The organism is Streptacidiphilus sp. PB12-B1b, from assembly GCF_014084125.1.
GTDB lineage: Bacteria > Actinomycetota > Actinomycetes > Streptomycetales > Streptomycetaceae > Streptacidiphilus.
This window is the reverse complement of the sequence record NZ_CP048405.1, coordinates 5,925,831-5,952,036: the sequence shown is the minus strand read 5'-3', so window position 1 is coordinate 5,952,036 and position 26,206 is coordinate 5,925,831. Positions and strand designations below refer to the sequence as shown.

At 74.8% G+C, this 26,206-nt stretch carries 27 protein-coding genes; 16 read left to right on the top strand and 11 right to left on the bottom strand.

Translation table 11 applies throughout. The features are described from left to right. Positions 1-193 precede the first annotated feature (193 nt). The gene (locus tag GXW83_RS25725; RefSeq protein WP_182445455.1) at positions 194-1,354 is read left to right on the top strand and encodes a hypothetical protein; all 1,161 of its coding nucleotides are present in this window, start codon (positions 194-196) and stop codon (positions 1,352-1,354) included. A gap of 7 nt (positions 1,355-1,361) precedes the next feature. Here the strand turns inward: GXW83_RS25725 and GXW83_RS25720 are convergent, their stop codons facing one another. Next, the gene (locus tag GXW83_RS25720; RefSeq protein WP_225447250.1) at positions 1,362-2,975 is read right to left on the bottom strand and encodes a helix-turn-helix domain-containing protein; all 1,614 of its coding nucleotides are present in this window, start codon (positions 2,973-2,975) and stop codon (positions 1,362-1,364) included. Between the two features lie 184 nt (positions 2,976-3,159). On the opposite strand from GXW83_RS25720, the gene pruA reads away from it, so the two are divergent. The 9 genes from pruA to GXW83_RS25675 all read left to right on the top strand — a co-directional run bounded on the left by pruA (position 3,160) and on the right by GXW83_RS25675 (position 8,406). Beyond that, on the top strand, positions 3,160-4,788 hold the full coding sequence (gene pruA, locus GXW83_RS25715; protein WP_182447556.1) for an L-glutamate gamma-semialdehyde dehydrogenase: 1,629 nt from the start codon (positions 3,160-3,162) through the stop codon (positions 4,786-4,788). 118 nt (positions 4,789-4,906) lie between these two features. Beyond that, positions 4,907-5,836, top strand: coding sequence for a proline dehydrogenase family protein (locus GXW83_RS25710; RefSeq protein WP_182445454.1), 930 nt, complete (start codon positions 4,907-4,909; stop codon positions 5,834-5,836). 137 nt (positions 5,837-5,973) lie between these two features. Continuing rightward, positions 5,974-6,174 (top strand): hypothetical protein, encoded by a 201-nt coding sequence (locus tag GXW83_RS25705; RefSeq protein WP_182445453.1) that lies wholly within the window; start codon positions 5,974-5,976, stop codon positions 6,172-6,174. Between the two features lie 5 nt (positions 6,175-6,179). Continuing rightward, positions 6,180-6,713 carry a DUF6879 family protein gene (locus GXW83_RS25700; protein ID WP_182445452.1) on the top strand — a complete coding sequence of 178 codons (534 nt, stop codon included), beginning with the start codon at positions 6,180-6,182 and terminating at the stop codon, positions 6,711-6,713. Further along, the gene (locus tag GXW83_RS25695; RefSeq protein WP_182445451.1) at positions 6,710-7,552 is read left to right on the top strand and encodes a helix-turn-helix transcriptional regulator; all 843 of its coding nucleotides are present in this window, start codon (positions 6,710-6,712) and stop codon (positions 7,550-7,552) included. The genes GXW83_RS25700 and GXW83_RS25695 overlap by 4 nt, the downstream gene beginning before the upstream one ends. Positions 7,553-7,639: 87 nt before the next feature. Continuing rightward, complete coding sequence (locus GXW83_RS25690; protein WP_182445450.1) at positions 7,640-7,843, top strand: hypothetical protein; 204 nt, start codon at positions 7,640-7,642, stop codon at positions 7,841-7,843. Continuing rightward, a complete protein-coding gene (locus tag GXW83_RS25685) occupies positions 7,840-8,049 on the top strand; it encodes a hypothetical protein (RefSeq protein WP_182445449.1) in 210 nt (69 codons plus the stop codon). Before GXW83_RS25690 ends, GXW83_RS25685 begins: the two co-directional genes overlap by 4 nt. Further along, positions 8,030-8,209 (top strand): hypothetical protein, encoded by a 180-nt coding sequence (locus GXW83_RS25680; RefSeq protein ID WP_182445448.1) that lies wholly within the window; start codon positions 8,030-8,032, stop codon positions 8,207-8,209. Before GXW83_RS25685 ends, GXW83_RS25680 begins: the two co-directional genes overlap by 20 nt. Continuing rightward, positions 8,206-8,406, top strand: coding sequence for a hypothetical protein (locus GXW83_RS25675; RefSeq protein ID WP_182445447.1), 201 nt, complete (start codon positions 8,206-8,208; stop codon positions 8,404-8,406). Before GXW83_RS25680 ends, GXW83_RS25675 begins: the two co-directional genes overlap by 4 nt. Positions 8,407-8,762: 356 nt before the next feature. Here the strand turns inward: GXW83_RS25675 and GXW83_RS25670 are convergent, their stop codons facing one another. The 6 genes from GXW83_RS25670 to GXW83_RS25645 all read right to left on the bottom strand — a co-directional run bounded on the left by GXW83_RS25670 (position 8,763) and on the right by GXW83_RS25645 (position 13,585). Then, positions 8,763-9,887: a polysaccharide deacetylase family protein gene (locus GXW83_RS25670; RefSeq protein ID WP_225447249.1), complete on the bottom strand. Its 1,125-nt coding sequence runs from the start codon at positions 9,885-9,887 to the stop codon at positions 8,763-8,765. 242 nt (positions 9,888-10,129) lie between these two features. Continuing rightward, positions 10,130-10,384 carry a hypothetical protein gene (locus GXW83_RS25665; RefSeq protein ID WP_225447248.1) on the bottom strand — a complete coding sequence of 85 codons (255 nt, stop codon included), beginning with the start codon at positions 10,382-10,384 and terminating at the stop codon, positions 10,130-10,132. After that, on the bottom strand, positions 10,385-10,564 hold the full coding sequence (locus GXW83_RS25660) for a DUF1508 domain-containing protein (RefSeq protein WP_182445446.1): 180 nt from the start codon (positions 10,562-10,564) through the stop codon (positions 10,385-10,387). It lies immediately after the preceding gene. Positions 10,565-10,685: 121 nt separating this feature from the next. Continuing rightward, positions 10,686-10,955: a hypothetical protein gene (locus GXW83_RS25655; protein ID WP_182445445.1), complete on the bottom strand. Its 270-nt coding sequence runs from the start codon at positions 10,953-10,955 to the stop codon at positions 10,686-10,688. Between the two features lie 144 nt (positions 10,956-11,099). Then, positions 11,100-12,593, bottom strand: coding sequence for a TerD family protein (locus GXW83_RS25650; protein WP_182445444.1), 1,494 nt, complete (start codon positions 12,591-12,593; stop codon positions 11,100-11,102). Positions 12,594-12,724: 131 nt separating this feature from the next. Continuing rightward, a complete protein-coding gene (locus tag GXW83_RS25645) occupies positions 12,725-13,585 on the bottom strand; it encodes an NAD(P)-dependent oxidoreductase (RefSeq protein WP_182445443.1) in 861 nt (286 codons plus the stop codon). Positions 13,586-13,706: 121 nt separating this feature from the next. Between GXW83_RS25645 and GXW83_RS25640 the strand changes: the two genes are divergently transcribed. Beyond that, a complete protein-coding gene (locus GXW83_RS25640; RefSeq protein ID WP_182445442.1) occupies positions 13,707-14,960 on the top strand; it encodes a hypothetical protein in 1,254 nt (417 codons plus the stop codon). Between the two features lie 29 nt (positions 14,961-14,989). Here GXW83_RS25640 and GXW83_RS25635 read toward each other — a convergent pair whose 3' ends face one another. Further along, a complete protein-coding gene (locus GXW83_RS25635; RefSeq protein WP_182445441.1) occupies positions 14,990-15,805 on the bottom strand; it encodes an IclR family transcriptional regulator in 816 nt (271 codons plus the stop codon). A 100-nt stretch (positions 15,806-15,905) separates the two neighbouring features. Between GXW83_RS25635 and GXW83_RS25630 the strand changes: the two genes are divergently transcribed. The 3 genes from GXW83_RS25630 (at position 15,906) to GXW83_RS25620 (ending at position 21,093) form a co-directional block, all read left to right on the top strand. Then, on the top strand, positions 15,906-17,435 hold the full coding sequence (locus GXW83_RS25630; protein ID WP_182445440.1) for an aldehyde dehydrogenase family protein: 1,530 nt from the start codon (positions 15,906-15,908) through the stop codon (positions 17,433-17,435). A 74-nt stretch (positions 17,436-17,509) separates the two neighbouring features. Beyond that, positions 17,510-20,008 (top strand): aminopeptidase N, encoded by a 2,499-nt coding sequence (gene pepN / locus GXW83_RS25625; RefSeq protein WP_182445439.1) that lies wholly within the window; start codon positions 17,510-17,512, stop codon positions 20,006-20,008. Further along, positions 20,005-21,093, top strand: coding sequence for an amidohydrolase family protein (locus tag GXW83_RS25620; RefSeq protein ID WP_182445438.1), 1,089 nt, complete (start codon positions 20,005-20,007; stop codon positions 21,091-21,093). Before pepN ends, GXW83_RS25620 begins: the two co-directional genes overlap by 4 nt. Positions 21,094-21,157: 64 nt before the next feature. Here the strand turns inward: GXW83_RS25620 and GXW83_RS25615 are convergent, their stop codons facing one another. Next, a complete protein-coding gene (locus tag GXW83_RS25615) occupies positions 21,158-21,901 on the bottom strand; it encodes a rhomboid-like protein (RefSeq protein ID WP_182445437.1) in 744 nt (247 codons plus the stop codon). Positions 21,902-21,976: 75 nt separating this feature from the next. On the opposite strand from GXW83_RS25615, the gene GXW83_RS25610 reads away from it, so the two are divergent. Next, a complete protein-coding gene (locus GXW83_RS25610) occupies positions 21,977-22,654 on the top strand; it encodes a uracil-DNA glycosylase (protein WP_182445436.1) in 678 nt (225 codons plus the stop codon). A gap of 241 nt (positions 22,655-22,895) precedes the next feature. Further along, on the top strand, positions 22,896-23,951 hold the full coding sequence (locus GXW83_RS25605; protein ID WP_182445435.1) for an SCO1860 family LAETG-anchored protein: 1,056 nt from the start codon (positions 22,896-22,898) through the stop codon (positions 23,949-23,951). Positions 23,952-24,167: 216 nt separating this feature from the next. Here GXW83_RS25605 and cobC read toward each other — a convergent pair whose 3' ends face one another. Further along, positions 24,168-25,256 (bottom strand): Rv2231c family pyridoxal phosphate-dependent protein CobC, encoded by a 1,089-nt coding sequence (gene cobC / locus GXW83_RS25600; protein ID WP_182445434.1) that lies wholly within the window; start codon positions 25,254-25,256, stop codon positions 24,168-24,170. A 2-nt stretch (positions 25,257-25,258) separates the two neighbouring features. Further along, complete coding sequence (locus GXW83_RS25595; RefSeq protein WP_182445433.1) at positions 25,259-26,167, bottom strand: sirohydrochlorin chelatase; 909 nt, start codon at positions 26,165-26,167, stop codon at positions 25,259-25,261. Between the last annotated feature and the right edge of the window lie 39 nt (positions 26,168-26,206).

The following is a 26,206-nucleotide window of genomic DNA, read 5'->3' as shown; positions in this document are numbered from 1 at the left end:
CGGGCGGGGCCGGGACGGGCGATGCCGGGAGGGGCGGTACCGGGCGACCGGGGTGCCTCCGCCGGTAGGCGTAGACCACCCGGCCGGGCGGGGGCGTCCGGGCGGGGACGCCCACGGCGCCGCACCGCCTTCCGTACGCTGGAAGCCGCACGACCGGTGCCAGGGGGGTGGCCGGGCCTGGAGGGGAGTCGGCGTGAAGGTTCAGGACAGCGACTGGGGACAGGACGAGCCGCGCGACATCTGGCGGGAGCTGGCCGAGGCCGCCCTGCGGGATCTCGACGGCCGACGCTTCGGCCTGTACGCGCCGACAGCGGGCCCGCTCGGGCTGGAGCCGCCGTGGCTGGCCGCCACCGAGCGGCAGAACGACGTCCTGGTCAAGGTCGTCCTCGGGCACGGCTCGCTGTTCGCAGCCGAGGGGCCGTACCTCGCGGTGGAGACCGCCGCCGCCGAGGCCGCCGAGAGCGCCGTCTGCTACCCGCTGAGCGAGGTGGTCGAGGACGAGCGCGACCGGCTGTTCGACCACGCCGGGATCGACGAGGACGGCAGCGGCGGGGAGGGGGTCGAGTCCGAACCCTCGATCAGCGTCGACGGCGTCCCGGTCCGGGCGCTGCTGCGGGTCGAGGGCGGGCTGTGGGCCGCCCGGCTGCACCTCGACGGCGTGGAGCCGCCGTCGGCGGGCGTCCCGCTGACGCTCACCCTCACCGGGCGCGGCGTTCCCCCGGACCGGATCGAACTGCACACCGTCGAGGAGTTGGCGCCCTACGCCGTCGGCCGCCGAAGGAACCTGGCCGCCCTGGCCGCCCGCACCGAGCCGCGCACCGACGTCCGCGAACGCGAACTGCCCCCGGCCGCAGGGCTGGACGCGCACCGCCGACTGGTGGAGCACTCGGTCCTGGAGACGCTGGCCATCGAGGCCGCCGTCCGCTCCGGCGCCCGGCCCCGGCGTCCGCGCAGCGGCCGGGTGGACGAGGCGCTGTTGTGGGAGAGCGCGGTGCGCCAGCAGATGCGGCTGGCCGGGGAGGACCGCGACACCGCCAACGAGGCGGTGACCATCCTGGTCAACCAGATGACCCTGCTGGCCCAGCGGGTGGACTGGTTCCCCGGCTCGCCCGGCGCCGCCAGTGCGGTCGAGGAGAGCATCCGGCACACCGTCTTCGACAGCGCCGTGCCCAGCGTCGAGGCACAACTCGCCTGGAGGGCCGAGTGGTTGCGACGGACGGCCTGGCACGGCCGACAGCGCCACGGCGATCCGGAGTCCATCCGGGGGCGGGTCCGGGAGCGGGTGGACGCCGAGGCCCGCTGGCTCGGCCTCTGGCAGTCCTGGTACGAACGCTCTCTCAGGAACAACAGTTGACGCGCCGTCAATCCGTGTCGTCCGTCGATCGCGGTACCGGCAGCCGCAGTTGCAGCATGGCCAGCAGGCGCTGCTCCGGGCCGGAGAGGTCGATGCCGGTGAGCTGCTCGGCCCGGCGGATCCGGTAGCGCAGGGTGTTGGGGTGGATGTGCAACTCCTCGGCCGCCGCCCGGACATCCCCGAAGGCGTCCAGCCAGGCCAGCACCGAAGCCGCCAACTGACGCTTTTTCGAGGCCAGTTCGGTCAGCCGTGGATCGCGGACGGCCGGGCTGCCGGCCAGCAGCGCCAGCGTCTCCCCGAGCAGCACCTGGGCCAGCACCTCCGGCAGCGCCGCCACGTCCGCCGCGACCCGGCCGGAGGCCATGGCGTCCAGCACCCGGTCCGTCTCCCGGCGCGACTCCGCTGCCCGCGCCAGGGTCGGCACCACCCGGCCCACCGCCCCGCGCAGCGGCGCGGCCAGGTGCCGCCGGGAGGCGTCGGAGATCTCCTGGACCCAGCCGACCAGCGTGGCCGGGGCGGCCCCGCGCAGCAGCTCCGGCAGCAGCACGTACACCCGGTCGCCGATGGTGGTCACCAGTGCGCTGCGGTGCCGGGCGGCCGCGTGCACCGACACCAGGCTGACCGTCTCGGTGCGGGCCGGGTCCAGCGGCCCGGGCAGGGCGAAGCCCAGCACCGCCACCGGGCGGTCCGGGTCCAGCCGCAGGTGGCCGGCGAGCGACTGCGGCCCGGTGGTGCCGTCCAGCACCCCCGCCAGCAGCGCCTGCGTCAGCCGCAGGTCGGCACTGGGCTCGCGCCGGGGCCGGACCAGGTGCAGCGCGGCCACCCGGGCCGCGCCCAGCAGCGCCTGCTCGGCGCGCTCGGCCAGCGGCAGCGAGCCCTCCTGCACCCAGATCGTCCCCAGCTGGCGCTCGCCGGAGCGGATGCCCACCGCCAGCCGCCGCCGCAGCCCCAGCTCCGGATGGGCGTCGATGGCCACCACCGCGTCCGAGGCGCGCAGCTGCTGGAACACCCCCCAGGCCCGCAGCTGCGCCAGGTACGGCTCCGGCCCCTGCCAGCCCAGGATGGTCAGCCGGCGCAGGTCGTCCAGCTCGTCGGAGTCGGCCGAGCGCGAGTACGCCAGGATCCGGTTGGCGGTGTCCTCGATGCTGACGATGCCGCCGGTGAGCACCGCCGTGGTCTGCGCCAGCGCGAACAGGTCGGCCTCCTCCAGGCCCTCGCCCGGACGGGCCGGCTGGGCGCTGCCCAGCGCCGCCCGGGCCAGCGCGTCCAACTGCCCCCAGCGCGCCTCGGCCCGTACCGACAGCAGCGCCACGCCCGACTCCTCGGCGGCCTCGCGCAGCGAGTCGGCCTGCGCGCCGGGCGCGTGCTTGACCGCCACGGCCGTCGCCCCGTCCCGTCCGGCGGCCCGCAGCACCGGCAGCGCGGCCCGTCCGCGCACCCCCAGGGCCAGCACCAGATCACCCGGACGGGCCCCCGGGGGCTCCTCAGGATCGGCCAGGGACACCCCGCTGACCTGCACATCCAGCCCGGCGGGGGCACACTGGAGCTCGGCCAGGGGTTCACCGAGGGACATCAGCAGCTGGCGCAGGGTGATGCCGAGCGCCGGCGGTTCGCTGCTCACGGCGACTCCCGGGTTGGGCCTGCGGACACGCAGGACATTTGGCCGACAGGACAAGAGTAGGCCCCAGACATGGGCTGACCGGACAGGGATTCCGGAGCGTGCGCGGCCGTACGGTTCTGCTGACGCGCGATCCGCGCACCCCTCTCCCCCCAGACCCCCCATCGCCCCAAGGAGAACGCGCGTGTTGGACGCTGTGACCCAGATTCCCGCGCCGGTGAACGAGCCCGTGCACAGCTACGCCCCCGGCACCCCGGAGCGGGCGCGGCTGGAGGCCGAGCTCAAGCGCCTGGGCAGCCAGGAGCCGGTCGAGCTCACCATGGCCGTCGGCGGCGAGCGCCGCCTCGGCCGGGGCGAGCCGATCGACGTCGTCCAGCCGCACCGGCACGCCGCCGTCCTCGGCACCCTGCGCAACGCCACCCGCGAGGACGCCCAGGAGGCCGTGGACGCCGCCCTGGCCGCCGGCCCGGCCTGGCGCGCGCTCTCCTTCGACGACCGCGCCGCGATCTTCCTGCGCGCCGCCGACCTGGCCTCCGGCCCCTGGCGGGAGACGCTGGTCGCAGCCACCATGCTCGGCCAGTCCAAGACCGCCCAGCAGGCCGAGATCGACTGCCCCTGCGAGCTGGTCGACTTCTGGCGCTTCAACGTCCACTTCGCCCGGTCCATCCTGGCGGAGCAGCCGCAGTCCTCGCCCGGCGTGTGGAACCGCAGCGACCACCGGCCGCTCGAGGGCTTCGTCTACGCGATCACGCCGTTCAACTTCACCGCCATCGCCGGCAACCTGCCGACCGCGCCCGCGCTCATGGGCAACACCGTCGTCTGGAAGCCGTCCCCCACCCAGCAGTTCTCGGCGCAGCTGCTGATGGACCTGCTGACCGAGGCCGGGCTGCCGGCCGGCGTGATCAACATGGTGACCGGCGACGGCCTGGCCGTCTCCGAGGTCGCGCTGGCCCACCGCGACCTGGCCGGCATCCACTTCACCGGCTCGACCGCCACCTTCCAGCACCTGTGGCGCACCGTCGGCGAGAACATCACCGGCTACCGCAGCTACCCGCGCATCGTCGGCGAGACCGGCGGCAAGGACTTCCTGGTCGCGCACCCCTCCGCCGATCCGGCCGTGCTGCGGACCGCGATGACCCGCGGCGCCTTCGAGTACCAGGGCCAGAAGTGCTCGGCGCTGTCCCGCGCGTACATCCCGGCCTCGGTCTGGGCACAGGTCAAGGACGGCTTCCTGGCCGAGGTCGACGCGCTGACCGTGGGCGACGTCACCGACCTGGGCAACTTCATGAGCGCCGTCATCGACGCCCGCGCCTTCGCCAAGAGCAAGGCCGCGATCGACCGCGCCGCCGCCGACCCGCAGGTGGAGGTGGCCGCCGGCGGCAGCTACGACGACACCGAGGGCTACTTCGTCCGGCCCACCGTGCTGGTCTGCGCCGACCCGGCCGCCGAGTACTTCCGCGACGAGTACTTCGGCCCGATCCTCGCCGTCCACGTCTTCGAGGACGAGCGCTACGACGAGGTGCTCGACCAGCTGGACTCGGTCTCCTCGTACGCGCTGACCGGCGCCGTCGTCGCCCGCGACCGGGCCGCCATCGCCGCCACCATGGAGCGGCTGCGCTTCGCGGCCGGCAACTTCTACATCAACGACAAGCCGACCGGCGCCGTCGTCGGCCAGCAGCCCTTCGGCGGCGGCCGGGCCTCCGGCACCAACGACAAGGCGGGCGCCGCGCAGAACCTGATGCGCTGGACCTCGACCCGGTCGATCAAGGAGACCTTCGCCCCGCCGACCGACTACCGCTACCCGCACATGGGCTGACCACCCCTCCTCGGGCCCTCGGGCCCCCGGCCGCCGCGCCCCCACCCCTCCGGGGCGCGGCGGTCCTCCCTGACCGCCACCCCGCTCGCACCACGCAGCACCTGCCCCAGGAGTCCACATGCTCCGCACCACCCTCCTTGCCGCCTCCCGCGCCCCCCGCGCCCGCCAGGTCATCGAGCAACTGCCGCCCACCCGCGCCATCGTCAAGCGCTTCGTCGCCGGGGACCACCTGGACGAGGCCGTCGCCGTCACCGACGAACTGGTCGGCGCCGGGCGCCGGATCACCCTCGACCACCTCGGCGAGGACACCCGCGACGCGGGCCAGGCCGCGGACACCGCCGCCGCGTACGAGAAGCTGCTCGCCGCGCTCAAGGAGACCGGCCTGGCGCACCGCGCCGAGGTCTCGGTGAAGCTCTCCGCGGTCGGCCAGTTCCTGCCGCAGGACGGCACCCGGATCGCGCTCGACAACGCCCGCCGCATCTGCGAGGCCGCCGCCGACGCCGGGACCACGGTCACCCTCGACATGGAGGACCACACCACCACCGACTCCACCCTGGGCATCGCCCGCGAGCTGCGCGCCGACTACCCCTGGCTGGGCGTCGTCCTGCAGGCGTACCTGCGGCGGACGGAGGCCGACTGCGCCGAGTTCTCCGCCTCCGGCTCGCGGGTCCGGCTGTGCAAGGGCGCCTACCAGGAGCCCGAGTCGGTCGCCTTCCAGAGCCGTCAGGAGGTGGACCGCTCCTACGTCCGCTGCCTCAAGGTGCTGATGCAGGGCAAGGGCTACCCCATGGTCGCCTCGCACGACCCCCGCATGATCCGCATCGCCTCCCAGCTCGCCCAGTGGCAGGGCCGCGACCTCGACAGCTTCGAGTACCAGATGCTCTACGGCATCCGCCCCGAGGAGCAGCAGCGCATCGTGGACACCGGCGCCACCATGCGCATCTACCTCCCCTACGGCGGCGAATGGTACGGCTACTTCATGCGCCGCCTCGCGGAGCGCCCCGCCAACCTCACCTTCTTCCTCCGCGCCCTCGCCACCCGCACCTGACCCGCCCCGCCCGGGCGGTTGTCAGCGCGGAGGAGAACGGAGCGGCGGGGCGGGGCGGTCTTCTGGGTCTTGCCGTTCGGCTACTACGGTGCCAGCAGCCGCGGCGAACGGCCGGGCGCGAGCGAAGGGTGACCACCATGAAGCTCAGGTTTGTCGGCACCACGTCGAAGGACGGCGACTGCCCCACCCTGTACGAGACGGAGGACGGACGCTACGTGGTCCAAGGGGACCGCTTGACCGACCCCGAGGCGCTGGAGCAGCTGCGGGACGTCAAGGACGCAGAGACGTTCGTCGTCGTCCCGCGCGAGCTGCTGACGCGCTTCGCGCCGAAGGAGTAGTCGGCGTGCCCGACCTGATCAGCGGCCCGGCCATCACGGACTTCTTCCGCTCCGGCTTCGAGCACACGGCTTGGCGTTGGGAGACCCGGCGCGCGTACGGGGTGGCAGCCGAGAGCGACGCGCTGCGGGCCTTTCTGCGCGGGGAAGACGTCTCTGATCCCGGGCGCCCCTGGTTGGCGTTGATGCGTCAGCTCCGGGAACAGGGCAAACTCGTGGGCCGCGTACGGCTCGTGGACGACCCGCCGACGGACTACCAGCGCTTCCTGCTCGCTGATGTGACCGACAGCGTCGAGGCCGGGGAGGACATCCGGTATCTGCAACGCGCCGAGGCGCAACGCCGTGGGCTGCCGGAGTACGACTTCTGGATCTTCGACTCCCACACCATCGGAATCTTCCGGTTCGACGGTGACCGCTCCCTCGGCATGGCGCTGACCGAGGACCCGGCCGAGGTGCTCCGAGGCTGCCAGATCCGCGACGCCGCCGTGCACTTCGCCATCCCCGCCCAGGAGTTCATTGCGCAGGTACCGTCAGTGAGGTGAGCACCGACTTTCAACAGGCCCGGATCGCCCTCGGTGCGCGGCTGCGCGAGCTGCGTACCGAGGCCGGGCTCACCGGTCGCCAACTGGCGGCCAACCTCGGATGGCTGCCGTCCAAGGTCAGCAAGCTGGAGAACGGCAAGCAGACACCCAGCATCGCCGACCTGGAGGCCTGGGCGGGCGGTGTGGGAAACCCCGAGTCCGCCGCCGAGTTGAAGGGCAGGCTTCGCGGCTTCGAGACCCGGTACCGCTCGTGGCGCCGGCAACTGGCCGGTGGCCACCGCGCACGCCAGGAAGCGGGGATTGTCGAACTGTCCCAGACGCGGGTGGTGCGCGGCGCCGAGTTCGGCGTGATCCCCGGGATCTTCCAGACAGCCGAGTACGCCCGCGCCGTCCTCAACCGGTACGTGGAACTGCGCGGTACGCCCCGGGACGTGGAGCCTGCGGTGAGTGCCCGGATGCGCCGACAGGAAGCCCTGTACGAACCTGGCAGGGAGTTCCACGCCCTCATCTGGGAGGGCGCGCTGCGGGTGCTGATCTGCCGCCCCGACGTCCTGGTCGGTCAACTGGACCGCCTCGTCGGACTGTTGGGCCTGGGCACGGTCTCGCTCGGCATCATCCCCTTCGAGGCCCCCATGAGGATCGCCCCAGGCGACGGGTTCTGGATCTACGACGACCGGCTTGTGATCTCCGAGACGTGGAACGCTGAGATGTGGCTCGACGACGCCGCTGAGGTCGCCCTGTTCACCAAGATCTGGGACACCCTCAACGAGTCGGCCTTCTACGGCGCACAGGCGCACCGTTTGATCGGCCGCGCCCGGGCTGCCCTGGACCTCATGTAAGCAACTTCCGGCACCTGTCAGGCCGACGCGAGCAATCCCGAGCAACTCCGGCTCGTTGCGGCAACACTGCCCCCTACCGTCGGTGACATGGCGAACACGACGGGATGGCCACCGCTTGCCCTGCCGGTGGACGGCGCGACGCTGGTCCGGTTGCAGGGCAGGGCGTGCATCAGCTGCGGCAGCACCGAGCCGCCGCTGATACCGGTCGGGCACGCCGAGACGTCCAGCGGCGGAGCGGTACTGCGGTGGGCTGTCGTCGCCTGCCCGGACCATGTCGGCGTCGGCCCGTGACCGCGCAGGCGAAGCCCGCGCCGGGGTATCTGACGCCGAACTGCCGCACCGCCGCGCACCCCGGCGTCCCCGACGACTGGAAGTACGGCCATCCCGCCTGCGAGCACCCCGGCTACCGGCACCCGGCACTCGGGTGGGTGCCCGTCCTGTGCGCCTGCGCCTGCCACTCCGGAAAGGACAGCTCCCATGAGCACATCACCACCTGAAGGCACACCGGGCCGCTGCGCGTACTGCGGGCAGCCCTCGCGCCGGCTCGTCCAGGCCGAGCCGGGCGACCCCGCCTCGCCGCTGCTCGGCGCCGAGCACGACGCGTGCTTCGACTGGCATGCCGACGCCACGATGGCCCGAGAGGCGGGCCGGTGGTGACCGGCGGCGGGGACGGGGACCGTGATGCGGCGGAGCACGCCTGCGGGTACTGCCACGTCTGCTCTCAATACACCGCCCGGGGCCGGGTCGTCGGCAGCGTGGACCAGGGGTCCGGGCCCGGCTACCTGGTCCTGGCCTGCGCGGTCTGCGACCGGCTCACCCCGGCCGCCGCCCGGGCACGCGCGAGGCGTCGGTGACGGCCCCCCGAGCGAGGGGGTCCGTTCTCCCTCCTTCTGGCGATGCGTGTCCGGTGGTGCTGGGCGTCGTCGGGCTGCTCACCTCGATCGTCTTCGTCGGCGGCCTGCTCGGCGTCGTCGGCCTGGTCCTGGGCGTCCTCGCCCTGAGGACGGCCAGGCGGACCGGCGCGGGCCGGGGCAAGGCCGTCGCCGGCACGGTGATGTCGTCCCTTGCGATCGCGGTGTCCGTCCTGGTCGCGGTCGGCGCCTGTGGTTCGCCCACAAGGCGCAGAGCTGCTACCAGTACCACCAGGCCCAGCGTTGGGAGCGCTGCGTCCACCAGCAGTTCGCCCGGAACTGACGGGCGAGGGGGCGGGTCAGAGGAGTTTGAAGCTGCGGAGGGTGCCGGTCTGTTCGCTGCCGGGGGTGAGGGTGGCGGTGCGGTGGGTGCAGTCGGGGGTGTCGTACATGGCGACGTCGTGGCCGGTGGTGTTGCGGATGGCGAAGGCGGCCTCGTCCGGGCTGGTGGCGTGGGGCGGGAGGGTGTCGTGGCACTGGCCGGAGTGCAGGCCGTGCTCCAGGGTGCCGGCCTCGGAGGGGCCGGTGGGGGAGTGGGTGGCGTAGCGCCACAGGACGGTACCGGCGGCGGCGTCGGCGGTGTCCTGGTCGGCGGTGGGCGGGGTGGCGTGCCAGTTGCGGGAGTCGGCGTCGGGGCGGGCGGCGGAGTCCCGGTCGCGGTAGACCGAGCCGGGGTCGAGCCGGGTGCCGGCGAACAGCTGGGGGACGGTGACCAGGGTGTATCCGGACGCCCGGAGGTTGCGGATGAGCTGCGGGACGGCGGCCAGGGTCTCCGGCTGGGTGTCGTGCATCAGGATGATCGAGCCCGGGCGGATCCCGGCCGCCGCCCGGCGCAGCACCATCGCCGGGTCGTGGTGCGACCAGTCCATGCTGTCGACGTCCCACACCACCAACGGCAGGCCGAAGGAGCGCACCGCGGCGCTGTACGAGCCGTACGGCGGACGCATCAGGGTGGGGCGCACGCCCGCGGCCTTGAAGACCGCGTCCTGGGTGTCGGCGAGCTCGTCGTGCACCTGGTCCGCCGTCAGCGACGCCAGCACCGGGTGGGTGAAGGTGTGGTTGCCGATGGCCTGCCCGTCGGCGACCTCGCGGCGCAGCTGCTCCGGGAACGCCTGGACCTGCTGGCCGACCACGAAGAAGGTGGCCTTCGCATGGGCGGCGTCCAGGTGGTCCAGCAGCGCCGAGGTGGCCTCGGACGGGCCGTCGTCGAAGGTCAGCGCCACGCAGGCGAGCCGGGAGCAGTCCGGCCCTGAGGGTGAGCCGTCGGCGCTCAGCCGGGCCCGCGCCGGGTGGGCCGCCGCCACCTGGGCCGAGGCCGAGCGCGTCGGCGCTCCGCCGTGCTCCGCCAGGGCGGTGATCGGCCACACCAGGCCCGCCGCGCACACGCCCACAACCGCCGACCACAGTCGCACATTTGCTCGCATGCGGTCACGCTAACGAGGGACGGCCGCGCCGGGCGGGAGGCGCGGTCGGGCACCCATCCGTTCGGCCCAAGCGGCGGGCGGGGCGGGCGGCGTCGCTCGGCGTCGCTCGGCGGCGGTCGGATCCCGTGTGTCGGGTCCGGCCGCCGCCGTCGCGCGGCTGCCGCCGCCGGAGCGGCGGTCCGGTGCGCACATCCTCAAGGTACGGCCCGGCACTGACAGTTCGGCGGCCGAAGCCGGGCCGGTCAGGACCAGCGGTCCGGGTCGCCACCGCGCCAGGCGACGATCGTCGGGTCGGCGCGGACGAGGTCGGCCAGCCCGGCGCGGTCGATCAGCCGCTCGACGTCGGCGTAGTTCCTGGCGCTGCCGATGACGGTCCCGCCGACCGCCACCGGGCGGCCGGGGCCGTCCGGCCCGCTCTCCACGGCGAAGACCACCACCAGGGCTTCACCGGCCGCACCGGGTGCGGCCTCGCTGGTGCGCAGGGCCTCCGTGCTCACTCAGGCCGCCTGCTTGATGTCGGCCTCGGCCGCCGCCCGCTTCACTGCCTCGCAGCCCTTCTCCGCGCCGGACCTGGTCGGGTAGGACTCGCCGACGGCCACGACCTCGCCATTTCCGGCCTTCAGTCGGAAGCGCCACATGTGCGCCTTGTCCTCGTAGACCTCGAAGTGTGCCGCCATGACCGTCACCTCACCAATCAGGATGAATGCTGATGTATTGGCACGGTACGTCGGCTGTGCCGACTCGGCATCCCGGACTGCGGCGGCCTGCGCGGGGCTCTGCGCGAGCCCTGCGCGGGGCTTAGGCGGCTGCCTGCTGCGGGTCGTCCTGGGCCGCCCGGGCCAGTGCCCGGGCGGCGGCCGCCCAGCGTCGGTCGGCGATGGCGGCGGCCATCACCGGGTGCTGCTCGACCTGGCGGCGGGCCTGTTCCAGCGACTCGCGCAACCGGCGGTAGCGGGTCTGCCGGGGCAGCGGCCAGCAGCCGACGGGTGTGTCGGGCCCGGACAGCACGAAGTCGCGCGACGCCGCCTCGTACGCCCACACCCGCTGCTGGGCGCGTACGAGGTCCACCGGAAAGCGGGCTCCTGACACGTCATCATCATCGCAGCGGGCACTGACAGTCCGGGCCCGCTGCGGATGAACGTCCCATGAGGATCGCGCGGACCGGCGTCGCGGACCGGATCAGCATGGGCCCCGGATCAGCGCGGGCCCCGATCAGCGCAGGGCGTCGGCTCCCGCCTTCACCATGCCGCGCACGGTCTTGGAGTCGACATACTCCTCCAGCGCGGTCATCACCCACTCGCCGGAGCGCATCTTCACCAGCTTGCACATCAGCACGCCGGTGTGCGGCTCGGCGTGGGTGAGGTCGAAGCGGACCAGCTCCGCGCCGCTGGTGGCGTCCAGCAGTCGGCAGTACGCCTTGGCGACCTCGGTGAAGCGCTGCCCCGAGTACGAGTTCACGGTGAACACCAGTGCGGTGACCTTGGCCGGCAGCGACTGCAGGTGGACGGTGATGGCCTCGTCGTCGCCCGCACCCGCGCCGGTGAGGTTGTCCCCGGCGTGCTGGATGGAGGCGTCGAACGCCTTCAGGTTCATGAACCAGACCTTGTCCAGTTCCTTGCGGTGCTTGTCGTAGGCGATGACCGAGGCGTCCAGGTCGACGCTGCGGCCGCCGAACGCGGGCTCCCAGCCGAGGCCCATCCGGACCGAGGTGAGCAGCGGCTGCCCGTTCTTGACCAGCGAGACCGAGCTGCCCTTGGTCAGCGACACCCGGCCCTTGTCGAGCGTGACCCGGCCTCCGGTGTCCGCAGGCGCGGCAGCGGTGGGCGGCGGCGTGGCGGCGGCGGGCGCAGGCTGGGCCAGTTGCCAGGAGTCCGGCTCGGCCGGGAGCTGGGGCTGGGACTGGGGCTGCGCGGCGGGCACCGACGCGGGGATCCAGCCCTGCGAGACCGGCGGGTTCGGGTAGGCGCCGGGCTGGGCGGGCGGCTGCGCCGGGGGCTGGTAGGGCAGGTTCTGGTACGGCGACGGCGGCGCGGGCGGCTGCGCCGGGGCCTGGTACGGCGGGTTCCCGTACACCGGGGAGCCGGGGGTCTGGACGGGTGCGGGCGCCGCCGGGGGAGCGTACGGCGCGGCCGGGGCCTGCGCGGCGACGGGCTGCGCGGGGGCAGGAGCAGCGGGAGCGGGCTGGGCGGCGTGCGTGGCGGGCGCGGCGGCGGGGCCGGGGTCGTCCACCGAGACGCCGAAGTCGGTGGCGATGCCCGCCAGCCCGTCGGCGTACCCCTGGCCGACCGCGCGCAGCTTCCACTGCTCGCCGCGCCGGTACAGCTCCACCACGATCAGCGCGGTCTCCGGGCCGAGCCGGGGCGGGGTGAAGGAGGCCAGCGGCTCGCCGGTGGCGGAGTCGCGGACGGTCGCGGTGGGCTCGGTCCCGGCGAAGGTGGCCGCCGGGTCGTCCAGGCTGGCGGTGACCACGACCTTGTCGATGCCGGGCGGCACCTGGGCGGTGTCCACGGTGATGCCGGAGGCGGAGTAGTGGACGCCCGGGCCCTCGGGGGCGTTGAAGAAGACGAAGTCGTCGTCGGAGCGGACCTTGCCGGAGGCGGTGACCAGCAGCGCCGACACGTCGAGGGCCTTGGCGGCGGCCACCTCCACGGTGACCCGGCCACTGGTCAGCGGCGTATTGCCGCCCGGGGTGAGGACTGCGGACACGGTGTCCCTCCAAGGCTCGTCGGTTCGCCCGGCCGGGGGAGCGCCTCTGCTCCCCCGCGCGCGCACCGCCCACCGTAGCCGCAGCCGCCGCCCCTGCGGAGCCCGGTCGGCGGCGCAGCTGCCCCGACCGCTCAGCGGCGCTGCGGCTCGGCCCGGGTGAAGGCCCCGCCGAGGTACCGGAACTCCGGGCTGTCCGGGGCCAGTTCGCCGTGCTCGGCCAGGACCTCGGCCGCGTGGACCTCGGCGTCGTCCTGCGGCCGGTAGCCCAGGGCCCGGGCCGGGGCCAGGTCCCACCAGCCCCGGGTGTTGGCGGAGATGCCGTAGACCACGCTGTGGTGCACGTCGGGCGCGGTGAGCGCGGCGTGGACGAGCCTGGCGGCGTCGGCCGGGCTGAGCCAGGTGGCCAGCATCCGGGTGTCCCGGGGGCGGGCGTAGCAGGAGCCGAGGCGGATGGAGACGGTCTCCACACCGTACTTGTCCGCGTAGAGGGAGGCGAGCGACTCCCCGAAGCACTTGGACAGGCCGTAGTAGGTGTCCGGCCGGTGCGGCGTCTCCACCGGCAGCGGCTGCTCGGGCTGCTGCGCGGGGCGGGGGACGAAGCCGATGGTGTGGCTGCTGCTGGCGAACACCACCCGGCGCACGCCCTCCAGCCGGACCGCCTCGTACAGGTGGTACGCGCCGCGGATGTTGGCGTCCAGGATGCGGTCGAAGGTGTCCTCCACCGAGAGGCCGCCCAGGTGGACGACGGCGTCCGTGCCGCGGACCGCCTCGCGCACCGCCTCCGGGTCGCGTAGGTCGACGGTGAGCGCCTCCGGGTCGTCCGGCACCGGCACCAGGTCGGTGCAGCGCAGCCGGTAGCCGTAGCCGGGCAGGCTCGCCCGCAGGAAAGTGCCGACGCCCCCGGCGGCCCCGGTGAGCAGCACGGTGCGGGGCGCGGGGTGCGCGGAGCGGGGCTCGGCGGTGGCGTGCGGTGCCGGGTCAGGTGCGGTCATGCGTGCCCCCAGGCGGGAGAGAGCAGAAAAGAGCTGTCATGAATGTGGATGCTATTCACATATATGGCTAGCCTAGGAGCGCCACGTCGGACCGTCAACAGCCGCCCCCGAGGAGTACCCCTTGCGCAGCTCCGCCTTCCTCTATCCCTGGGACGTCCTCGGCGACCCCGCCGCGCCCGCCCGGCTGCGCGACCTGGGGGTGGACGGCGTGACGCTGGCCTCGGCGTACCACAGCGCCCGGGCGCTGACCCCGCGCCACCCGGCCACCCGGATCGTCACCGCGCCGCACTCGGCGGTGTACTACCCGGCCGCGAGCGCCCGCTGGTCCGGCCACGACCTGCGGCCCTACCAGCAGGAGTGGCTGCCCGGCGACGACCCCTGGGGCGAGGCGGCCCAGGCGCTGCGCGACGTCGGCCTGGAGGTCTCCAGCTGGGTGGTGCTGGCGCACAACTCCCGCCTGGGGGACGACTTCCCGGCCAGCTCGGTGTGCAACGCGTACGGCGACCGCTACCCGTGGGCGCTGTGCGCGGCCCGGCCGGAGGTGGTCCGCTACTGCACCGAGCTGGCCGCCGAGGCCGGGGCGCGGCCCGGGGCGGTCGCCGCCGAGCTGGAGTCCTGCGGCTGGTACGGCCTGGCCCACCTGCACGCGCACGACAAGACCGGCGGGGTGCAGCTGGACGGCGCGGCGCAGTACCTGATGTCGCTGTGCTTCTGCGACGTCTGCTCGGCGGCCTGGGCGGACGCCGGCGCGCCGGACCTGGACGCCGCCGTGCGCTCCGCGCTGGAGCCGGTCTGGCGCGGCGGCGGTACCCCGGCGGGAGGTCCGGCGGGAAGTCCGGCGGGCGGTCAGGGGAGCGGTCAGGGGAGCGCAGGTGCGGGCGGGTATGCGGACAGGGCCGAGGAGTGGGCGGCGGTGGAGCAACTGCTGGGCGCCGACCTCGCCCGGCTCACCCTGGACCACCGGGCCGCGCGCGCCCTGGAGTTGCAGCGCGGCTGCGTCTCCGCGGTCCGGGCGGCCGCCGGGGAGGGCTTCCGGGTGTACCTGCACGCCGACCCGGCCGTGCACCGGGTCGGCGCCAACGTCGGCGTGGACGTGGCGCGGCTGGGCCGGGGCCCGGCCGCGCCGGACGGGCTGGTCCTGCCCTGCACCGGGCCGGACGGCCTGGGGAACGCGCTCCCGGAGCTGGCCGCCGCCTGGCCCGGCGGGCGGCTGGCCGCCAACCTGACCGTGGTCTCCGGCCTGGGCGGCGACCCGGCGCTCCCCGCCACCGCCCCGCCCGCCGCCGACGAGCTGCGGCTCTACCACGCCGGCCTGGCCTCGGACCCGGATCTCGTGGTACTGCGGCAGGCCCTGGCCGGGGCCGCCGGGCGCTGACGCCGGGGGCGCCCGGCGCTGACGCGGGTCTACAGGTGGCGGGTGGCGGTGGTCAGCCGGTCGCGGGCGGCGAACAGGGCGTCCCGGATCATCTGCTCGCGGCCCGGGGTGAGCCGGGCGACCGGGACCGAGCAGCTGACCGCGTCGCGCGCGGGGGTGCGGTAGGGGATGGCGATGCCGAAGCAGCGCAGGCCGACCGTGTTCTCCTCGGCGTCTATGGAGTAGCCGCGCTCGCGGATCTCGTGCAGGTCGGCGAGCAGGGCGTCCAGGTCGGTGTGGGTGTGCTCGGTCAGCGGCTCCAGCCGCTGCGGCAGCAGGGCCCGGACCTGGTCGTCGGTGTGGGTCGCCAGCAGCGCCTTGCCCAGCGAGGTGGAGTGCGCCGGGAGCCTGCGGCCGACCCGGGTGAAGGGCCGCAGGTAGTGCTGCGACTGGCGGGTGGCCAGGTAGATGACGTCCGCGCCGTCCAGCCGGGCCAGGTGGATGGTCTCGGTGGTGTCGTCGGCCAGCCGGTCCAGGGCGGCCCTGGCGGCGGCCACGACCTCGTCGCCGTCGATGTAGGAGGTGCCGACCAGCAGGGCGCGCACGCCGATGCCGTAGCGGGTGCCGGTGGGGTCGGTCTCCACCCAGCCCAGCTCGACCAGGGTGCGCAGCAGCATGTAGAGGCTGCTCTTGGGGTAGCCCACGGCCTGCTGCACCTCGGCCAGGCTGTGCATGCCGGGGCGCCCGGCGAAGTACTCCAGCAGCTCGACCGTCCGCACGGCGGACTTGACCTGGGCGCCGCCCGCGCCGCCGGCGTCGGGGGTTCCGGGCGCGTCGGCGGCGGTGCGCGGGTTGCTCTGGGCCATCGCGGGTTGACCCCTTTTCTCGGGGAGACGTATCGTCGGAGGCGTTCAGCATAATGGACAGCGTTCAGGATATGGAATGCTCGCATGCGGAGGCCGCCCAGTGAACACCGTCCCAGTGTGGAGCGTCGACGCCCGTAGCGGCGCCCCGGCCGTACGCGTCACGGTAGAGACGGCCACCGACGCCGTCGACCGCGCGGTACGGGCCGCGCAGATCGCCCTGCCCGCGCTGGCGGACCGCCGGGCCCGGGCCGCGCTGCTGCGCGCCGCCGCCGAGCGGCTGGAGGCGCGCGGGCCGGAGCTGATCGCCGCCGCCGACCGGGAGACCGCCCTCGGCACCCCCCGGCTGACCGGCGAGCTGGCCCGCGCCGCCTACCAGTTCCGGGCCTTCGCGGACGCGGTGGACGAGGGCGCCTTCCTCGACGTCGTCATCGACCACGCGGACCCGCAGGCCGCCCCCGCGCCCCGGCCCGACCTGCGCCGCTGGAAGGTCCCGCTGGGCGTGGTCGCGGTCTTCGCCGCCAGCAACTTCCCGTTCGCCTTCAGCGTCCCCGGCGGCGACACCGCCAGCGCCCTGGCCGCCGGGTGCCCGGTCGTCGCCAAGGCCCACCCGGACCACCCGCAGACCTCCGAGCTGGCGGCCGAGGCCCTGCGCGAGGCCGCCGAGAGCGTCGGCCTGCCCGCCGCCGTCCTGGCCCTGGTGCACGGGCGGCAGGCCGGGGTGGACCTGGTCCAGCACCCGCTGATCGCCGCCGCCGGCTTCACCGGCTCCATCCCCGGCGGACGCGCCCTGTACGACCTGGCCGCCGCCCGGCCGGTGCCCATCCCCTTCCACGGCGAGCTGGGCAGCCTCAACCCGGTAGTGGTGACCGAGCGCGCGGCCGACGCCCGCGCCGAGGAGATCGGCTCCGGCCTCGGCGGCTCGTTCACCCTCGGCATGGGCCAGTTCTGCACCAAGCCGGGCCTGGTCCTGGTCCCCGCCGGAGCGGCCGGGGACCGGCTGGAGCAGGCCCTGGCCGCAGCCGCCGGACAGGCCCCGGCCGGGGCACTGCTGGACGCCCGGATGCGCGCCGGCTTCCTCGAGGGCTTCGCCGAACGCGCCGCCCTGCCCGGCGTCGACACCCCGGTCGCCGCCGGGGAGCAGCGGGCCGAGGGCCTGGAGCAGGGCGTCCGCCCCGGCTACCTGAGCCTGCCGGCGGCGCTGCTGGCGCAGCCGGAGTACCGGCCGCTGCTGGAGGAGTGCTTCGGCCCGGTCACCGTCGTCGCCCGCTACCAGGGCCCGGACGAGGTCGCCGCCGTCCTGGCCCGCCTCGGCGGCAACCTCACCGCCACCCTGCACGCCGAGCCGGACGAGCCCGACGCCGCCGCCCTGCTGGAGCGGCTCACCCCGCTGGCCGGGCGGATCCTCTTCGGCGGCTGGCCCACCGGCGTCGCGGTCGCCCCCGCCATGCACCACGGCGGCCCCTACCCGGCCACCACCGGCACCGGCACCTCCGTCGGCGGCACCGCCGTCGACCGCTGGCTGCGCCCGGTCGTCTACCAGAACACCCCCCAGCAGCTGCTCCCGCCGGAGCTCCACGATGCCAACCCCCTCGGCATCCCCCGCCGCCTCGACGGCGCCCTCCAGCGGTAGCCGGGCGGGTGCGCCGGGCAGGGGCGGGGCGAGGTGGGGGAAGGTGCTCGTGCTGGGGGCGGGGATGAGGCAGCATGATCCTCATGCCTGCAATGACGCGCGCCGAAGCCGTTGACCGCCGCCGCCTCCTGGACGTCCACAGCAGCAGCGTGGATCTGGACCTCACCCGGGGGGCCGAGGTCTTCGGCTCCACCACGGTGATCAGCTTCGCCTGCACCGAGCCCGGCGCGGCGACCTACGTGGACGTCAAGCCGTCCGTGCTGCGCTCGGCCCGGCTGAACGGCCGCGAGCTCGACCCGGCGGCGCTCGCCGACGGGCGGCTGCCGCTGGACGGCCTGGAGGCGGAGAACGAGCTGCGGATCGAGGCCGACATGGCCTACTCGCACACCGGCGAGGGCATGCACCGCTTCACCGACCCCGCCGACGGCGAGGACTACGTCTACAGCCAGGCGTTCCTCGACGACGGGCCGCGCATCTTCGCCTGCTTCGACCAGCCCGACCTCAAGGCCGTCCACCAGGTGAGCGTGACCGCCCCCGAGGAGTGGACCGTCGTCGGCAACAGCGTCGTCGCCCGACGCGAAGGCGGACGCTGGGAGTTCGCGCCCACCCCGCCGATCAGCAGCTACCTGGTGGCGGTCGTCGCCGGGCCGCTGCACTCGGTGCTCAGCGAGCACGACGGCATCCCCCTGGGCCTGCACTGCCGCCGCTCGCTGGCACCCTACCTGGACGCCGACGCGGCCGAGATCCTCCAGTTCACCCGGCAGAGCTTCGACCACTACCACCGGATCTTCGAGCACCGATTCCCCTTCGACTCCTACGACCAGTGCTTCGTACCGGAGTTCAACGCGGGCGCCATGGAGAACCCCGGCTGCGTCACCTTCCGCGACGAGTTCGTCTTCCGCTCCGCCGTCACCGAGAACGAGCGCGAGCAGCGCGCCATGGTGGTCGCGCACGAGATGGCGCACATGTGGTTCGGCGACCTGGTCACCATGCGCTGGTGGGACGACCTGTGGCTGAACGAGGCGTTCGCCGAGTACCTCGGCCACCAGACCGTCTCCGAGGCCACCCGCTTCACCGGCGTCTGGACCGGCTTCGCCTGCGCCCGCAAGGCCTGGGGCTACGACGCCGACCAGCGCCCCTCGACCCACCCGGTCGCCCCGGAGGACGTCGCCGACACCGCCGAGGCCCTGCAGAACTTCGACGGCATCTCCTACTCCAAGGGCGCCTCGCTGCTGCGGCAGCTGGTCGCCTACCTCGGCGAGGAGGACTTCCTCAACGGCCTGAACGAGCACTTCCGCCGGCACGCCTTCGGCAACGCCACCCTGGACGACCTGCTGCGCTCGCTGGCCGGGGCCACCGACCGGGACGTCCAGGCGTGGGCCGCCAGCTGGCTGCGCACCACCGGCGTGGACACCCTGCGGGTCGAGGGCACCGACATCCTGCACAGCTCCGCCGACGGGACGCTGCGGCCGCACCGGATCACCGCCGGGGAGTTCGACCGGGCGCCGGACGGCCGACTGATCGCCGCCTCCCGGATCCCGCTGGACCTGCCCGCCGAGCCGGTCCACCGCTGGCGCGAGACCGGCACCGCCGAACCGGCCCTGCTGCTGCTCAACGACACCGACCTGAGCTACGTCAAGATCCGCTTCGACGAGCGCTCCTGGCGGACCGTCAGGGACTCGCTGAACGAGGTCCCCGACGCGCTGGCCCGCGCGGTGGTCTGGAACGCCGCCCGGGACCTGGTCCGCGAGGCCGAGATCGACCCGGCCGAGTTCCTGGAGCTGGTCGCCGCCCACCTGCCCGGCGAGGAGTCCTCGCACATCGTCCAGGCCGTGCTGGGCTACGCCCGCGACACGGTCGCCGACTGCTACACCGTTCCGGAGCAGCGGCCCGCCGCGCTGGCGGTGCTCGTCGGCGTCTGCCGGGCGCTGCTGCGCCGCACCGAGGGCGGGCCGGACGAGTCCGGGCTGCGGCTGCTGGCCGTGCGCGGCCTGATCGACTCCACGTACACCCCGGTCGAGATCGCCGAGCTGCAGCAGTGGCGGGCGGAGGACACCGTGCCCGGCGGCCCGGTGCTCGATCCCGACCTGCGCTGGCAGATCCTGGCCCGGCTGTGCGTGCTGGGCGCGGCCGGCACCGCCGAGATCGACGCCGAGCTGGTCCGCGACCCCAGCGCCATCGGCGAGCGCGGCGCGGCCCGCTGCCGGGCCTCGCTGCCCGAGGCGGACGCCAAGGAGGCCGCCTGGCAGCTGCTCTTCCACAGCGACGCCTCGGCCTACATCATCGCCGCCACCGCACGCGGCCTGTGGCAGCCCGAGCAGGCGGAGCTGCTGGGCGAGCTGCCGCTGCGCTACTTCGAGGACGTGGTCGCCACCGGTTCCCGGCGCGGCCCGGCCATCGCCCGGGCCCTGGGCCGCGCCGGCTTCCCGGCCTACGCCGCCACGCCGCAGACCCTGGCCGCCGCCGAGGCGTGCCTCGGCCGGGACGACCTCACCGCCGCCACCCGTCGGGTGCTCGAGGACGAGGTCGACGACCTGCGCCGGGCGCTGCGGGTGCGCGGGGCCGCCCGGTGAGCGGCGAGGCCCTGCACGTCCGGGGCCGGGTGCTGGTCGGCCCCGAGGACGTCCGGGACGAACTGTGGGTGGTCGGCGGCCGGGTGTCGTTCGAGCGCCCGGCCGGTCTGCGGGAGGTGCGGACGCTGCACGGCTGGGCGCTGCCCGGGCTGGTGGACGCGCACTGCCATGTCGGCCTGGACGCCCACGGCCCGGTGGACGACGCCACCAGCGAGAAGCAGGCGCTGACCGACCGGGACGCGGGCGCGCTGCTGCTGCGCGACGCCGGATCGCCGTCCGACACCCGCTGGGTGGACGACCGCGACGACCTGCCGCGGATCATCCGGGCGGGCCGGCACATCGCCCGCACCCGCCGCTACATCCGCAACTACGCGCACGAGATCGAGCCCGGCGACCTGGCCGCCTACGTCCGGGCCGAGGCCCGGCGCGGGGACGGCTGGGTCAAGCTGGTCGGCGACTGGATCGACCGGGGCAGCGGCGACCTGGAGCCCTGCTGGCCGCGCTGGGCGCTGGACGAGGCGATCGCGGCGGCCCACGCCGAGGGGGCCAGGGTCACCGCGCACTGCTTCAGCGAGAACTCGCTGGCCGACCTGGTCGGCGCCGGGATCGACTGCATCGAGCACGCCACCGGCCTGACCGGGGAGACCATCCCGCTGTTCGCCGAACGCGGGGTGGCCATCGTGCCGACGCTGGTCAACATCGGTACCTTCCCCGGGATCGCCGACCGGGGCGAGGCCAAGTTCCCGGCCTACGCCGCCCACATCCGGGAGCTGCACCGGCGCCGCTACGCGACCGTGGCGGCGGCGTACGAGGCCGGGCTGCCGGTGTTCACCGGTACCGACGCGGGCGGCTCGTTGCCGCACGGGCTGGTCGCGCAGGAGGTCGCCGAGCTGGTCCGGGCCGGGCTGCCGCCGGTGGCGGCGCTGTCGGCGGCCACCTGGGGCGCGCGGGAGTGGCTCGGCCGCCCCGGGCTCACCGAGGGCGCCCCGGCCGACCTGGTGGTCTACGGCTCGGACCCGCGCGCGGACGTCCGGGTGCTGGCGGACCCGCTGGCGGTGGTGCTGCGCGGCGCGGTGGTGGCCTAGCGGCGGCCCGGGCGCGGGTGCGTGCGTGGGTGCGGGCGCGTGCAGGCGGGCCCGGGCGGGCGGTTCAACGGCCGTGCCTGCGCTCGTGCCCGGCCCGGCGGTTGCGGCGGTGCCGGCTGCGCTGGGCGCGGAGCCACGCCAGCGGGTGCAGCGTCGCCGGATCCCAGGGCCCGCCGCGGCCCCGGGTCAGCGGGTAGCAGGCCAGGCCGAGCAGCGCGGCGGTGAAGTGGCCGACGTCGGTGAAGGTGCGGCCGGACACCAGGGCGCTGCCGTACCAGAGCAGCAGCCCGGCCAGGTAGCCGTACCGCCAGGGCGGCGCGATCCGGTACACCAGCACCGCCTGCGCCCCGGCGAGGGCGTAACTGACGCCCACGTCCAGGGTGTTGACGGCGGAGTGGGGCGCGCGGCCGTGCTGGATGCCCCAGTACAGCGCGCCCTCGCTGATGTAGGTGGCGCCGACGTGCGCGAGGGCGATCACCAGGAACCAGCGCAGGGTGCCCAGCCAGCGTTCGGCCGGCACCTGGAACAGGTTGTAGAGGACGAAGTAGCCGAACCAGCTGCCGCCGTCCAGCCACAGCGTGCTGGCGGCGAGCACCCGGACCGGGTCGATCGCCAGCTGGTGCAGGTTGGTGGAGCGGCGGCGCAGGAAGTCGTCGGTGAAGGCCGGATTGATGTGGTGCATCAGGAAGGTCGTGAACAGCAGGGCCAGCAGCCACAGGTAGGTGCCGGGCGCCCGCCGGACGTAGGCCCAGACGGTGGGGAACAGGCCGCCCGGCGGGTGCAGCGGCTGCTCGTGCTCGGCGACCATGGGGACATTCTGTCGGCTATGGGAGTCTTTGTCGTGGATTCCCGGAAGGCTCCATGGTCCATTAGGGTGACGCCTATGGCTGCACGTCCCTTGAGTGAGATCGTTGAACCAGGCTGGGCCAAGGCGCTCGAGCCCGTGGCCGGACAGATCGCCGCGATGGGCGACTTCCTGCGGGCGGAGGTGGCGGCCGGGCGGACCTACCTGCCGTCCGGGGTTCATGTGCTCCGCGCCTTCCAACAGCCCTTCGACGACGTCCGGGTGCTGATCATGGGTCAGGACCCCTACCCGACACCGGGCCACGCGGTCGGGCTGAGCTTCGCGGTGGCGCCCGAGGTGCGGCCGCTGCCGGGCAGCCTGGTCAACGTCTTCCAGGAGTACCAGCGGGACCTGGGCCTGCCCGCACCGGCCAACGGCGACCTCACGCCGTGGACCAGGCACGGGGTGCTGCTGCTCAACCGGGCGCTGACCACCGCTCCCCGGCAGCCCGCCGCACACCGCGGCAAGGGGTGGGAGGCCGTCACCGAGCAGGCCATCCGGGCGCTGGCCGCGCGCGGCAAGCCGCTGGCGGCGATCCTGTGGGGGCGGGACGCCCGCAACCTGCGCCCGCTGCTGGGCGACTACCCCGCCATCGAGTCGGCGCATCCCAGCCCGATGTCGGCCGACCGCGGCTTCTTCGGCTCCCGGCCGTTCAGCCGGGCCAATGATCTGCTGGTACGACAGGGAGCACAGCCGATTGACTGGCGACTGTCCTGAACTGCCGTGATTTTCCGGGCAACTGAGGTTATCTCACTCGTTCGGGTGAACTCACTGTGTGTGCTTCCAGAGTGACGGATGGTTCGCAAGGATAGGCCGGGTCCGAGATCACGTCCGGGCGCTCCGTTGTATCGCCGCGTGTGTACCGCTGCATGGGGGTGAGCGCCCCGACCCGTCCCATGAGACCCGCGCGTCCTCTTGCGTACCTGCGTGTCCCGTTACTTTTGTGGGGGTTTTCCACATGCATGCCATTCGCCGTCCCGCCGCCGCCCTGGGCGCCTTCGTCGCGGCCTCCGTGTTCGCCGCCGCACCCGCGCAGGCCGCGGCTCCCGCCCGGGCGACGGGCGGCGGGCACGGCTCGGCGGTCGGCAGCGCCTCGGCCACCACCGCCCGCCTGGGCCTGGACGTCAAGCTGCTGAACAGCACCGTGGACGTCCCGGTCGACCTCTCGCTCAACGCCATCCAGGCGCCCGGCAGCCAGGACGGCAGCCTGTTGACCGCCGACGTCGACGGCGTCGGCAGCGGCGGGCCGCTGACCCTGGTCCGGGCGAAGCTCGCCCACAGCAGCGCCACCGCCGACCGCACCGGCGCGCACGCCCTGGTGGACCTGGTCAACGCCCGGGTGGACGTCCCCGGGCTGCTCGGAACCGGCCTGATCACCCTGGACCAGGTCCACGCGCAGGCCGACTGCCCGGCCGACGGCAGGCCCAGCGCCCGGGTGGACGTCCTCGGCGACGTCGGCATCCTCGGCGAGCGGGTCTCGCTGAGCGCCGCCGGGCCGACGCTGGTGTCGGTGCCCGGCATCGGCAAGGTCAGCCTGTGGCTGTCGCGGAAGACGGTCGGCGACGCCTCGGCGGCGGCCACCGCGCTGGAGCTGCAGGTGTCGATCAACCCGTTGCAGCTCAACGTCGCCGAGGTCACCGGCAGCGTCGAGATCGCCGCGGTGAGCTGCCACGAGGGCGCCGGAGACCCGGGCGGCGCGGCGCCCTCGGCCCCGGCCGACCCGTCCGGCGGGCCGTCCTCGGCGCCCTCCGGCAGCGCCGCTCCCGGCTCGGGCGGCGGCGCGTCCGCCACCCCGTCCGCGCCTGCCTCCGGCACGCCGTCGACCGGTCCCAGCGCCTCGCCCGGCTCCGGCAGCACCGCCCAGCCCGCTGCGGCGGCCACCCCGCTCGGCGGCACCACCAGCCTGGCCGAGACCGGTGGCGGCAGCGACGCCCCGATGATCGGCGGCGTCGGCCTGGCGCTGCTGGCCGCGGGCGCGGGCGGGGTCTGGGCAGCCCGTCGGCGCCGGTCCTGATCGGGCGGCTGTCGCGGGGGGCGCGGCTGCCGGGGGGCGGTCGCGGCGCGACAGCCGCACCCGGCGGGGGCAGCGGGCGGCAACCGCCCGGTGCTCCCGCGCCGCCGGTGCTCACGGAGGGGAGAGCACCCGTGGTGAAGGCAGGCTGGCCGCCGGGCAGGCCGCTGGGCCGGGGTGGCGGACGGCGGTGACCTGCTCCGCCGCCCCGGCCCGGCGCTACCGGGCGGCTTCCAGGGCCTTCAGGAAGCCGTCCACGGTCGCCCGGTCGCGGACCGCGATCCGCAGCCAGTCCCGGCCCAGGCCGGGGAAGGTGTCGCCGCGGCGGACCGCGAAGCCCAGCCCGCGCAGCCGCTCGCGGACCGCGTCCGCGCCGTCCAGCCGGACCAGCACGAAGGACGCCCGCGGCTCGCCGTGGACGCTCACCCCCGGGATCCGGGCCAGCCCGCGCAGCAGGTGCTCGCGGTCGGCGGCGGTGGCCCGGGCGGCGGCCTCCGCCTCGGCCAGGGCCGCCGGGGCGCAGCACGCCTCGGCCGCGACCAGGGCCGGGGCCGACACCGGCCACAGCGGCTGCGCCGCGCCCAGGGCGGCGACCGTTCCGGGCTCGGCCAGCACGTAGCCGATCCGCAGACCGGCCAGCCCCCAGGTCTTGGTGAGGCTGCGCAGCACCACCAGGCCCGGCAGGTCGCCGCGCCCGGCCAGGCTCTGCGCCTCGCCGGGGACGGTGTCCGCGAACGCCTCGTCCACCACCAGGGTGCGGCCGGGGCGGGCCAGGGCGGCCAGGTCGGCGGCCGGGTGCAGGACCGAGGTGGGGTTGGTCGGATTGCCCACCACCACCAGGTCGGCGTCGTCCGGCACCCGCGCCGGATCGAGCCGGAAGCCCTCCTCCGGGCGCAGCAGCAGCCGCTGCACGGCGTGCCCGGCGTCGCGCAGCGCCGCCTCCGGCTCGGTGAACTGCGGGTGCACCACCACCGCCCGGCGCGGCCGCAGGACGCGCGCCAGCAGCACGAACGCCTCGGCGGCGCCCGAGGTGAGCAGCGTCTCGCCGACCGGTCGGCCGTGCCGTCGGGCCACGGCCGCGCGCGCGGCTGTGCCGTCCGGGTAGGCGGCCAGGCCGTCGAGCGAGGCCGCCAGCCGCTCGCGCAGCCACGGCGGCGGCGTGCCGGTCCGGACGTTGACCGCCAGGTCGGTCAGGCCGCCGCCGACCTCCCGGTCGCCGTGGTGCCGCAGGTCCGGCTCGGCCGCTGACGGGTCGACCACCGGCGGATCGACCGCCGACGGGTCGGCTGAGGTGGGGTCGCCGGGCATGGTCAGTGCGCGTGGGTGTGCGTGTGCGGGCCGTGGGAGTGCGGGCCGTGCGTGTGCGCGGGGTCGTCCGGGTGGTGGTGCGGGCGCTGCTCCGCGCCGACCCGGTCCTCGAAGCCGGGCATGGCGATCCGGTAGACGCAGGTGTCGCAGTTCATCCGGACGTCCCCGGCCAGCGCCTCGCGGTAGCGCTCGACCACCAGTTCGGCCAGCTCGTCGGTGGCGCCCATCACCCCGGCCTGGCGCACGTCCAGGTCGGGGTGGTCGGCGGCCCAGGCGGCGGCCTGCTGCTCGACCCGGGTCGGCAGGATTCCGGCGAACAGGAAGTACGGCAGCACCACGATCCGCCGCGCGCCCAGCAGTCGGCAGCGCTCCAGACCGGCCGGGACGTCGGGTGCGGCCAGCGAGACGAACGCGGTCTCCACCCCGGCCAGCCCCCGGCCCTCCCACAGCAGCCGGGCCACCTTGGCGACCTCGGCGTTGGCGTCCGGGTCGGTGGAGCCCCGGCCGACCAGCAGCACGGTGGTATCGGCCCGGTCCTCGCGCGGCAGCACCTCGTCCAGCCGCCGTTCCAGGACGGTCAGCAGCGCCGGGTGCGGGCCCAGCGGGCGCCCGTAGCCGAAGGAGGTGCCGGGGTGGCGTTCGCGCTCGCGCACCAGGGCGGCCGGGATGTCGCCCTTGGCGTGCCCGGCCGAGACCAGCACCAGCGGGACGGCCGCGAAGCGGGTGGCTCCGGCCGCGACCAGCTCGCTGACCGCGTCGGCCAGCGGCGGCGGGGACAGCTCGATGAAGCCGCCGCCGACGGGGGTGTCCGGCAGCCGGTCGCGCAGCCCGGCGACGAAGGCGCGGAACGCCTCCGCGCCTTCGTCGTCGCGGGTGCCGTGGCCGACGACCAACAGGGCTGGGGGGGTCACGAGGGCTCCTCGGGTTGCGGTTCGCAGGGAGTGCGCGGT